Origin of the sequence: Paenibacillus sp. G2S3, assembly GCF_030123105.1 — a bacterium.
Classification (GTDB): Bacteria; Bacillota; Bacilli; order Paenibacillales; family Paenibacillaceae; genus Paenibacillus_AQ.
On record NZ_CP126095.1, the window covers coordinates 5,201,436 to 5,213,600 of the forward strand.

Annotated in this window: 9 protein-coding genes; all 9 read right to left on the reverse strand. The window is 43.6% G+C overall.

Going from position 1 to position 12,165, the window contains the following annotated elements:
* Positions 1 to 67 precede the first annotated feature (67 nt).
* The gene (gene hemW / locus QNH28_RS22890) at positions 68 to 1,240 is read right to left on the reverse strand and encodes a radical SAM family heme chaperone HemW (RefSeq protein ID WP_283908680.1); all 1,173 of its coding nucleotides are present in this window, start codon (positions 1,238 to 1,240) and stop codon (positions 68 to 70) included.
* A gap of 212 nt (positions 1,241 to 1,452) precedes the next feature.
* Entirely contained in the window at positions 1,453 to 3,702 is a 2,250-nt protein-coding gene (locus QNH28_RS22895) for an FAD-dependent oxidoreductase (RefSeq protein ID WP_283908681.1), read from the reverse strand.
* Positions 3,703 to 3,721: 19 nt separating this feature from the next.
* Positions 3,722 to 4,549: a carbohydrate ABC transporter permease gene (locus QNH28_RS22900; protein ID WP_283908682.1), complete on the reverse strand. Its 828-nt coding sequence runs from the start codon at positions 4,547 to 4,549 to the stop codon at positions 3,722 to 3,724.
* Positions 4,550 to 4,612: 63 nt separating this feature from the next.
* Positions 4,613 to 5,497 (reverse strand): carbohydrate ABC transporter permease, encoded by an 885-nt coding sequence (locus QNH28_RS22905; RefSeq protein ID WP_283908683.1) that lies wholly within the window; start codon positions 5,495 to 5,497, stop codon positions 4,613 to 4,615.
* A 91-nt stretch (positions 5,498 to 5,588) separates the two neighbouring features.
* A complete protein-coding gene (locus QNH28_RS22910) occupies positions 5,589 to 6,911 on the reverse strand; it encodes an ABC transporter substrate-binding protein (RefSeq protein ID WP_283908684.1) in 1,323 nt (440 codons plus the stop codon).
* A gap of 95 nt (positions 6,912 to 7,006) precedes the next feature.
* Positions 7,007 to 7,774 carry a response regulator transcription factor gene (locus tag QNH28_RS22915; protein ID WP_076299684.1) on the reverse strand — a complete coding sequence of 256 codons (768 nt, stop codon included), beginning with the start codon at positions 7,772 to 7,774 and terminating at the stop codon, positions 7,007 to 7,009.
* Positions 7,759 to 9,564, reverse strand: a complete 1,806-nt coding sequence (locus QNH28_RS22920; protein WP_283908685.1) for a cache domain-containing sensor histidine kinase — start codon at positions 9,562 to 9,564, stop codon at positions 7,759 to 7,761. The genes QNH28_RS22915 and QNH28_RS22920 overlap by 16 nt, the downstream gene beginning before the upstream one ends.
* 106 nt (positions 9,565 to 9,670) lie before the next feature.
* Positions 9,671 to 11,485 carry a translation elongation factor 4 gene (gene lepA / locus QNH28_RS22925; protein ID WP_283908686.1) on the reverse strand — a complete coding sequence of 605 codons (1,815 nt, stop codon included), beginning with the start codon at positions 11,483 to 11,485 and terminating at the stop codon, positions 9,671 to 9,673.
* Between the two features lie 134 nt (positions 11,486 to 11,619).
* Positions 11,620 to 12,105, reverse strand: coding sequence for a hypothetical protein (locus QNH28_RS22930; protein ID WP_283908687.1), 486 nt, complete (start codon positions 12,103 to 12,105; stop codon positions 11,620 to 11,622).
* Positions 12,106 to 12,165: the final 60 nt, after the last annotated feature.

Consider the following 12,165-nt stretch of genomic DNA (forward strand, 5'->3'; position numbering starts at 1 on the left):
ACCCCTCTGTTGATAATATGAATAAATATACAACAGAGTGAATTACAATTCAAGGGGTATTTTAAAATTAAACTTCTGTCAGTGCGCCTACAAATTCTGCGAAAACATCGTTCCCAAAAAGGATCCCTTGCTTGCTGAGACGGTAAGTGCCCTCTTCGTGCTCAAGCAGACCTGCATGCAGCATCTTATGCAAGGATTTCGCGAATACATCCTCTATTGAACGCCCAAATTGCGCTTGAAAAGCCTCATTAGAGACGCCTTCATGCATACGCAAGCCAACCATCATAAAGTCCTCCATCGCTTCTGCTTCAGTGATTGGGAATGCATCCAATCGAGGCAGACCTTTACGTGTAGCTTCAATATAAGGATTTACGCCTTTAACATTAATATGCCGCTGGCGCCCCACATATCCATGTGCACCTGCTCCGAGACCATAATAATCTTCATTACGCCAGTAAGTGATATTGTGACGACTCTCCATACCTGGTTTTGCGAAGTTACTAATTTCGTATTGGTTATAGCCCGCTTCCTTCATAGATGACATCAACAAAAGGTACATTTGCAGTTCGTCTTCTTCATTAGGAAGTGGAAGTTTGTTCTTATTAAATAGGGTGTGAAAAAGTGTGTTCTCCTCCACCTTCAAGCTGTAAATAGAATAGTGAGGTAAATCTAGCTCGAGCGCCTTGCGAATACTTTCGCCCAGCATCTCTACAGTTTGGTTCGGTAAACCAAACATAAGGTCAACCGACAGGTTGTTAAGTCCGACTGCACGAGCATTCTCCAAGCTACGGTATACATCGTCAACATTATGAATCCGGCCAATGCCCGTAAGGAGTTCGTTCTGAAACGCCTGAACGCCAAAGCTTACCCGATTCACGCCGCCTTCTTTCATAACCGTCAACTTGTCTAGATCCGTTGTTCCTGGATTTGCTTCCATAGAGAACTCGATATCTTTATCCCAGTTCGGGAAATGTGTTCGAACAGATTTTAGAAAATAAGCCATTTCATCAGGCTTCAGTACTGTTGGGGTACCACCACCGACAAAGATCGTTTTGATGACACCCGGTGGGGTGTTCTTGACAGTTTGCTCCATCTCTCTATCCAAGGCTTCAAGATAATCCATAACCGGCTGATCCTTGAGAACGTAGGAATTGAAATCACAATAAAAGCACTTATTGGTACAAAAAGGAATATGAATGTATACGGCCTCAGGGGGACGGCCATTAGTATTCGTGGTCATTAGCTGTCTCCTTTATATAAAAATATCGTTTGACTAGTGTAATCTAAAAAACAAGAAAAGGGAAGCCTGACGGCTTCCCTCCAAGGGTGATCATTTATAAATGATCTCTATTTTAAAATACAAGAAAGTATAAGTTTTACGTAATCCTATATATTTTGTATTTCTCGCAAAAACGGATACCGTCCCTATAAGGACGGCAAAGCCCTTTCCTCTTAATAAATCCGCATTTCCACAAGTTCTGCACGTTCTCCACCGTTAGTTTCATGAATCACGATTCGAACAGCGTCCGTAAGGACAGACTTCTCTAAGCGATGTACGTTCTTCCGGCGATGGTTGTCTTTGACACGGAACATGACTTGCCACGCACCATCAATGAGCAACTCTACATCGTAAGCCTTTACCAGTTCAGGAATCACTAGAAATGGCGTTTCATGGTGATGTAAGTTGATAAGATCCTCATTAACATCATCGTTAAAGGTAACATGAATTTCAGAGACTGAAGCAGCATCCGGGAGACGCGCCTCTACCCACTCCGTTCTACCAGCAGTCATCGGTTCAGAAACCCAGCTATGTGGTCCTGCAAAAGGTCGAACATACCCATCGGTGACTTTGGATGCAGCATATGCGGAAGTTTCTACTGCAAAGCAGAAATGCCTGCGTACAAGTTGTTTCATGCTCCACTCCATCACCGGCTGATCTGGCTGATGATCCTCCAGCGCTGAATCAACTACAGGTTTAACACCTCGCTCAAATGTAATGACACCTGTAATTGGGGTTTCCGAAATATGCAATTGAAGATGCTCATTAGCTCGAATAATAGCAAAGATATTACATGCACCAATTGAACTCCACTGCTCCTCTTGTACCGGAATATCAATCCATTGCTGTTCTCCAGCTTGTAATGTTATAGCATCAACCTGGCTGCACTCCGCTGGTACGTAATTTTCCGCACGCCCAGTCGTCCATAGTTCCACGTTCAGCTCTGACTGAATACTTGCTGACACAAGCAGCTTCAACCCACTGATATTTCCTTCAACCGGAAACAATATACCTACATCATGAGAAAGCTCATATGATTCAACTGGACGATCCAGCAGTATACCATTCATTGTACTGGACGCATGAATTTCGCTTTTTCTCGCGAGGTCTAGTGGATCTTCGCTACGCAATCCAATAATCGAAGCATCTTGCTTTAACATCAGCTGTTGCAATTCATGCATATGCTGCTCGCGAATTTCACGAGGGGTCACACCTTTGATGACGGATAATGCTGCACCTGTACCAGCCGCTTCACCCATGATCGCACAGGTTGCCATGACGCGCGTTGTTCCAAAAGCCACATGAGATGCGCTGATATTCCGACCCGCGAAGAGTAGGTTTCGCACATTCTTCGAATAGAGCGAACTAAATGGAATATGATAGATCCCGTCCGCATGCAGATGCTTCGAGCCACTCTCTTGAGCGTACATCCCTTGCGGTGGATGCAGATCAATCGACCAACCTCCAAATCCTATCCGATCTTCAAATTCACGCTGCGCGAGAATATCATTTTGCGTTAGAATCGTGTCGCCAACAAACCGTCTGTATTCACGTTTACCTGGAATCGAGCCAACCCACTCAAGCGTCATATTTTCAGCATCAAAATGGCCTGAGTTTTTGATATAATCCCAAATCCCATAAATAACAGAGGATAGCTCGTCGCGAATAAGTTCATTCTCATGCACCGTATCAAGCTCACCGCCCCACTCAATCCACCAGTAGTGACAGCCTGAATCCCCACTCCGAATGACCCGGCGGATCGGGATCGACGTTGTTGTAATATCCTTCGCGAACGATGGTGCAACATAACGTACCGGTTTTCCAGTATCCTGTGTATAGAACAATAATGTACTGCCTAATGTAATGTTATCAGGCACTTCTGGTGCCCATTCCTCATTAAATTCATGGCGGGCCTCACGTCCTAATCGAAAATCCGCTCCTGCTAGGAAGCCAACTAAACCATCACCCGTACAATCGATGAATGCACCGCTCACAAAAGTGATTAACCGCTCAGATCCCATCATCCAGCCGGTCACACTGCGAATCGTACGATTCTCTGCCTCACCTTCCGCTTCCAATTCGCGCACATCGGTATTTAGGAACAAGCTGATATTCGATTCTGCCTTCACGGCTTCGAGTAAGGTTAGATCCCATAAGTATGGATTCCCCTCCGGGTTCCGGTATTGATTCTCGATGAATAACTCACCCATAATGCCTGTCTCACGCGCATATCGATTTACACCATGTCCTGTTGCACCACATACCCATACCCGAACCTCTGAACTCGAGTTACCACCAAGTACAGGACGATTCTGCACTAGTGCTACCTTTAACCCAAGGCGCGCTGCTGCGATCGCCGCGTTCATCCCTGCAAGTCCACCCCCGACCACTGTCACATCGGATTTAATCGTTTCTGTTCTCATGTTAGTATCCCTCCTATAGTTAGCCTTTCACAGCCGAACTCGATATCCCTTGAATAATATATTTCTGACCCACGAAGAAGATAATGATCATTGGAATAATCGCAGCCGATGAAGCAGCCATCATCCCGTTGTAGTCCACATTGTTCTCAAGAATAAAATTCTGCAATCCAAGCGGAATGGTATATAGTTTAGGGCTTTGCAAGAATACAAGCGCATTCTCATAATCATTCCATTGCCAGGAGAAATCGAGAATAGCAAACGTTGCTATTGCCGGCTTCGCTAATGGCAGAATTAAGCGGAAAAATATCTTATAATGCCCCGCTCCATCCAAAAAAGCAGATTCCGTAATTTCCTTAGGAATGCTCATGAAGAACTGCCGAAGCATAAACACGCCAAAGATCGAAAACATAGCTGGTAGGATTAGAGCCCAATGCGTATTGTAAATCCCAACCCAGTTAAACATTATAAATTTTGGAACAAAAAGCACCTGAGGTGGAACCATCATCATGGATAGATATACGACAAATAATCCATCTCGCCCTTTGAACGAAGTACGTGAAAATCCGTAAGCGGCAAGGGCAGATAGAAACACTGCCCCTACAGTTCCAATAACCGAAATCTTAAGTGAATTTAAATAATACGAAACAAAATCATAGTTTCCTGTCCACACCCGAATATGATTGCTCCAGTTGAGAGATGCGGGCAGCCAATTCTTAAACACCTCGGTAGGTGTCTGAAAAGATGTGCTAAGCATCCATAAGAAAGGCACAATCATAAATAGTCCTAGAACAAACATGATGATCGTTACTGGCATTTTGACCATCATGTTTCCTGCTTTATCATTCATACCGCCTGCTCCTTTAATTTATGGTTTCGGGGCCCCCCGCAAAGCTTCACTTTGTGGGATTATTTAGTAATGAACCCAACGCTTTTGGCCGATCCACTGAATGACTGTAATGAAGAGAATGACGGCGAACAAGAACCATGAAATGGCTGAAGCGTATCCCATATCGTAATAACTGAATGCTGTTTTATAAACAAATAGTGATAATACCGTCGTACTTCCGCTAGGTCCTCCAGCCGTAATGGCTTGAATAATGGAGAACGATTTCATCGTCATAATTAATCCGGTAATCATTAATAAGAACGTTGTTGGACTAACAAGAGGCCATACAATTTTCCATGTTGTTTTGAATGTGCTTGCACCATCGATCCGAGCAGCTTCCAGCTGTTCTGTCGAAATTTCCTGTAATGCAGCTAAATATATGATCATATTGTAGCCAAGCATCAGCCAGATCTGTACGATATCAATGGCATACATCGCGGTTTCCGTATCCGCAAACCATCCTGGCGGCGATGTAATGCCAATCCAGCGAAGCATTTCATTGATGGGTCCCTGTGAAGGCTGAAATAGTAGCATCCAGACAAATGCAACGGCTACTCCACTGGAGATATACGGTAGGAAGAACATTCCACGTAATAAGCCTTTAAGATACACACTGCGGTTTAGAAATAGCGCTACAATAAAAGCGAGCACCATCGATACTGGAACCGATATCAGGAATATCACCGTATATTTGATCGAGGCATAGAAATTATCGTCATGGAACAACCGTTTGAGATTATCCAGCCCTGTAAATTGCCAATTCGGATTTGAAAATTGATAATTCGTAAACATGAGGACAAAGGAATAGATTGCAGGAATAATAAAGAATAAGAGAATACCAATCATATTCGGAAGAATAAAGGTCATGCCGATCCAGCCTTGTCTGTCCATCCAGCTTCTCCGCTTCACGGTATCGCCGCCTTTCGTATGCTGAAAAATGGGTACACGAAAGAGAAGAACGAAGACATCTTCCTCCTCCTCTTTTGTGCTAACGATTTCTTTATTTCATTAACTCTTGCGAACGGGTTTGCATATTTTTCATCGTGGTATCAATATCTTGCTTATTTAAGAAGTATTTTTCATACTCTTCTTTACGTGCATCAATGGCTTGCTGAGGTACATTTAGCTGGAAGGATGGGAATTTGCCGAATACAATTTTATTCATTGAATCTGTATCATATTTGTCTTCTACACCTTTCAAGAGAAGACTCATCGCTTCTTTACTGTCTACACTCTTAGAGGCTGGAATACGACCACCACTTGCCATTGGCAGCATACCTCCATCCGCATACCATTTTGCGAACTCCCAAGCTGCATCCAGGTTTTTAGACTTCGCATTAAGAGCAAGTACGTCACCTACACCGCCAGAATATTTATAATCCTTTTGATCTTTATTCACTTTTGGAATAGCGGCGAACGCGATTTTGAAATCATGCGGATAGTCCTTCAAGTTGTTCGCATTTCTGAAAATAAACTCACCTGCTGCCAGCATTCCCGCTTTGCCTTGCAGGAACATGGTGTCAACCGGCATTTTACTGGTCAGTTGTTCCCCATATTCCGGTGTGGATTTATCCACAAACATCATGTTATGCAATATTTCCAGCTGCTGTTTCCAGAGATCATTCCCAAAGTTCGAAGTACCATCCGCCTGCTTCACACCCATCCCAGCAAGTGTACCGTCCATCGTTGATGTGAAGGAGGAATCTGCCTGCAATAGTCCGTACACATCAGACTTCGTTAACTTCTTCGCATACTCCTCCAGATCCGACCAAGTCCAGTCCACCGCAGGAATTGGTAATCCTGCTGCATCCAGCATATCTTTGTTCAACCATACAAACGCCATATTTTTCTTCGTTGGAATCCCATAGTACTTATCATTGATCTTCCACATTGCTGCGTCCTCACCGATCTGGCTGTCGATATCATAATCTGTTTTCGTACTAAGATCCAAAGCAACGCCTGCATCCATACGTTTCTGTAAATGAGCAAGATCGTAGTTCATGAAAAGGTCTATGTTTTGATTGGTCATCAAGGCAGTATCCAGCTTTAAGTTTCCTGCATCGTCATTTACATTACGGATATACTCGACTTGAACGTCTGGATGATCTTTATTCCAGTTATCAATTACAGCTTGAGGCCCGGCTTCTGCAGGAACTGCCCCCCACATCGTAAGCTTTATTTTCTCCTTTGCTGTTTGTCCATTTGCACTGCCCTGCGCATCTTTATTTCCACTACTTCCATTACTTCCACTACTACCACAACCAGCCAGCATCGTACCTGCTAATAAGACAGAAAGCACTGCAGGATACCACTTTTTCTTCATCGATATCTTCCCCCTTGGAAGGATTATGTGTTGTGCTCTACGTCTATAACTTTATCATCAGAGCGGATTCTGGGGGATGAACTACATTTGGGAACTTATAGAACGTTTTTTGGTTCTTTACGGAATTCATTTGGCGTGACACCACACCACTTTTTGAAAATTTTTATAAAATAATTATCGTTCTCAAAGCCCACCTGCTGCCCAATCTCGCTAATTGTCAGCTTCGTCTCTGCAAGCAGCATTTTCCCAGCCTGAATACGCCGCTCTTGAATATAATTCGTCAACGTTTTCCCTGTTTTTTTCTTAAATAAGTCACTGATATAGCTGGCATCCATTCGTATCAGCTCTGACATGGATTTGAGCGAGATGTCCTCAGAATAATGTTCTTCAATATAAGCTATAATTTTGTTCATCTCTACATGATCTGTCGGTCCTGTTTGCTGCTTCTCAGGAAACCATTTATCGGCCTTCTTCATCTTCACCATTCGCTCCAGCTCGGCATGAACCTTACCCATCGTCTGTTTCAAGCCTTGGAGATCTAAAGACAGCTTCAGAATGTAGTCCGAAGCCCCAAATACGAGCGCTTGCCGAGCGTATTCAAATTCACTCAATGCGGTCAACATAACAAATCGACAGTCGAAGCCTTCCTCTCGCGCAACTTGAAGGAGCTTCACCCCATCCATCACTGGCATATTAATATCCGTCACTACCACATCAGGGCGAAGCTCACGAATCATTTGCAAGCCCACTTCTCCATTCTCCGCTTCACCTATAATTTCAAACGGAATTCCAGCCTTTAAGAATAGCTTCCGTATACTTTTAACCGCAGGTTGTTCATCATCCACAATTAACGTTCTCCACATGTGAGCTTACCTCCATCATAAGGTTTTGAAATAAGAAGTGGAAAATGGATAATCACTTCAGTTCCTGTGTCCGAAGATACAATGTCCATACCTGTCCGTTGATTCTTGAACAACAGCTCCAAGCTTTCCCTAATATTCTGAACACCAATTCCTTTTCGTTTCCGTGTGGCCTTGTTCAGCTGTGCTCTTTCTATCCCCATGCCGTTATCTCTAACCTGCAGGTACAACTGCTGACCAGTCACCTTAGCGGAGATATCAATTCTCCCTTGTTTCACAGACTGACCGAAGCCGTGAATCAAGCTATTTTCAATTAAGGGCTGAAGACAGAATTTAGGGATTAATGCGTATTGTAACTCCTCGTTGATATCATATTGAATTTCAATCCCATGTCCGAAACGTTGCCGCTGAATCTCCATGTAAGATTCAATGAGTACGATCTCATCCTTTAACAGGATCAAATCCACTTCAGTATTTAATGTCGTCTCCAATATTTTTCCTAGTGCAACACAAATTCCATAAATTTCATCATCATCTTTATCTAAGGCGATGCTCTTTATCGTATTCAATGTATTAAGTAGAAAATGCGGGTTCATCTGCGAGAGCAACACCTGAAATCGAACAAATTGCTTCTGTTTTTCTTCAAGCTGAAGACGCTGCAATAGCTCATTTAAATCATGGATCATGATATTGAAACTCTGAGTGAGTGCAAGTATCTCTCCGCGCCCATGTTCGGGTAACTTCATTTTAAGATTCGTTTTAGCGGTCATCTCCATCTTCTTCTGTAGCTTCTTAAGCGGCACTGTAATCGTCGATGATATAAAATAGGTTAATAGAACAAATAGCAGTAGTATGACTCCAAATCCAGCAAAAAATCGTCGTTTCTGTTTGTCCACCTCAAGAAATAGCTGTGCTAGCTGTACCTTTTTAACGACATAGCCATTCAACTCTTCGATGTAGCTGTATGTGTATAGGCTTTTCTCCTTCGGGTCGATGATGGATGCAGCACGCTCTGTCCGCCGCTGGTTGGCGCTCTTCACAATACTCTGCGCAATATCAGGAGAAAAGGTCTCATCCTTATCCGGATTAAGCATCACTCTCCCTAAAGCATCGAGCAGAAAAAAAGACCCTTCCTGTTTACTCCCTAACGTTGATTTAGTAAACCACTCTTCATAATCGATACTTAATCTTGCATAGGCATAAATGTTCAAACCATTATCACGCATAACCTCATAGAGACTAAGCATTTTCTTACTTGTTGTACTTTCCCGGACCACATTGTTCTTGTCATTCGGATTCCATATATATCGATTCGCTCCTTCTCGCTTCAATGCTTGAACCCAATCCTCCGATTGGATTTCGTCGTAGCTCAAGGTTTCCTTCGGCATATAGGAAGTGTATGCGTTTCCATGAAGGTCGATTAAAGTATAATATACCGTCGCTCCACTCATGAAGAATGTATTTTCTATCGCTCCAAACTTGTTTTCAACAAGCTTTTTTCTTGTGATTTCATCAGATTGCTCGGGATTCTTCATTATCGATAAAATCGTCGTATCTTGTTCGAGTAATAATCCTGTTTTCATAACGAGACTCATGAGATCAACAAAACCATTCTTAATCCCAATAAGCTGTTCTATGTTCTTCGTTTCCGCATTATCCTGCAGCATTTGTTCTGTCTCTTTGAAGTTATATAGAACGAGTATCGCAATGGGTGTTAATACCAACAGCAAGAAAGCAAACAAAATCCGATTCTTAAAGGTACTTGGCGTAAGTTTCAAATATAATCGCTTCACAGAAGGACTCCCCTTACATTGTATGTGCTTACAATCCTTCCCCTATTGTAATCTTCTCCTGATAAAAAAAATAGAGCCGGGATATTCTCCCGGCCCTACCTGAATTCTACTCGTCGATCTTCAATACTGCCATAAATGCTTCTTGTGGTACTTCGACACTGCCCACTTGCTTCATGCGTTTCTTACCTTCTTTTTGTTTCTCAAGCAGCTTCCGCTTACGCGAAATATCACCGCCGTAACATTTAGCAAGTACGTTTTTGCGCATCGCCTTAACGGTTTCACGCGCAACTACCTTCGTACCCACAGAGGCTTGAATCGGCACTTCGAACATTTGACGAGGGATAATCCCACGTAGTTTCTCACAAATGATACGTCCGCGGTTGTAAGCACGATCACGGTGAACGATAAAGGACAAGGCATCAACCTGCTCATTGTTAAGCAAGATATCCATCTTGACCAGATTCGAACGACGGTACCCGCAAATTTCATAGTCGTAGGATGCGTAACCTTTTGTACCTGATTTCAACTGATCAAAGAAATCATAAACGATTTCAGACAGTGGAATCTCGTAAGTAATCGTTACACGATTAGTATCAAGATACTCCATATTTACGAACTCGCCACGTTTGTTCTGGCACAGCTCCATTACGGTACCTACAAAGTCGTTAGGCACTATGATCGCTGCTTTAACATATGGCTCTTCAATGTAGTCAATCGTTCCGATTTCCGGATAATGTGACGGGTTGTCGATTTGAATCATTTCGCCGTTGGTCAGCATAATTCGGTAAATAACACTCGGTGCAGTTGTAATCAGTGGCAAATTGAACTCACGTTCAATCCGTTCCTGGATAATTTCCATATGCAGGAGACCAAGGAATCCGCAACGGAAGCCAAATCCAAGTGCGCTTGAGCTTTCCGGCTCAAAGCTTAGCGAAGCATCGTTAAGCTGAAGCTTCTCAAGTGCCTCACGAAGATCGTTATAATCGGAGGTTTCAATCGGATACAAACCACAGTATACCATCGGGTTAATCTTACGATAACCTGGAAGCGGCTCAGCAGTAGGATTCTTTGCGTCAGTAACCGTATCACCGACACGAGTATCCCCAACATGCTTGATCCCAGCTACGATAAAGCCAACATCACCAATATTCAGTTCATCTACAATGGTCATACGTGGCATAAATGCGCCAACTTCAATAACCTCGAAGGTCTTCTCGGTTGCCATCATCTTAATCTTCGATCCCGCACGGATCTTACCGTCCATTACGCGCACATAGACGATAACGCCTTTGTAAGGATCGTAATGAGAGTCAAAAATCAACGCTTTAAGCGGATCTTCTGAATTACCGGATGGCGCAGGAACCTGCTTCACCACCTGCTCCAGAATTTCCTTGATCCCGATACCGGCTTTGGCAGATGCCATAACCGCTTCACTGGTATCCAGTCCGATAACATCCTCAATCTCCTGCTTTACCCGGTCAGGGTCAGCGTTTGGCAAATCAATTTTGTTGAGTACAGGAAGGATTTCAAGGTTATTATCCAATGCTAAATACACATTGGCCAGTGTCTGCGCTTCAATCCCTTGAGCCGCATCCACGACCAGCAATGCGCCTTCACATGCTGCAAGACTACGGGAGACTTCATAAGTGAAATCGACGTGTCCCGGTGTATCAATCAAGTTGAGATAATACTCTACACCATCGTCTGCACGATAGGTTAAACGCACGGCTTGCAACTTTATTGTGATACCACGTTCGCGCTCCAGATCCATCTGATCGAGCACCTGTTCCTGCATTTCACGCGTGGTTAGTGCCCCCGTGTATTCCAAAATGCGGTCAGCTAGTGTCGATTTGCCATGGTCTATATGTGCAATAATCGAGAAATTGCGAATTTGTTGTTGTCTTTTCTGAACGTCAGTCATTCCTTACCCCCACAGACAGCCTGATATTAATCCACTTATTATAACAGTACAAGCTTACTCCATCAATCCCGCCCTTACGTAAAACAGAAGAAACAGTTATTCACGTACCCGTGAAATAACTGTTTCTCCTAAAATCATTGTGATTCTTCCGCCGAATCGAACAATGAGACTACCCAGCGTATGCCCTTCTGAGAAGCTTGCTGCAGAAGACCCGCCGTTTTATCCGCTATCACATCGACTGTCGGCTTTTGTTCCTCGGGAATCAGAATCTGCTCCGGAGTTTTCGTATTATACCCGTCTACCACCTGCTGAGGAAGATCTGTAGCTGGCGCAGGATTGCTATTCTGAGGCAAAGGAGAAACAGGTGTGTATGCACCTGTGATAGGGTCGATCACCATCGGAACATACACATAAGTCTGCCCACCTTGTGTAACCCCATTCTTTATCGGCTGTGATTGCATGCCCGTCACTTGACTGGTTGGCGTAGTCGATAGGTCGGTCCAGCCTGGCAGCAGCTTAGAGACGGTTGCCCCTCCGCTGCCACTGAACTGCATACCTAACAGTATACCGACCCCTGCCCAAATACCGACCATAACCAGTTTTTTACCGAAACGAGACATGTAAGCCACTCCTTTTTAAATACTTGGTAATAAATCTGTTACTCTAATTGAATGTCTACA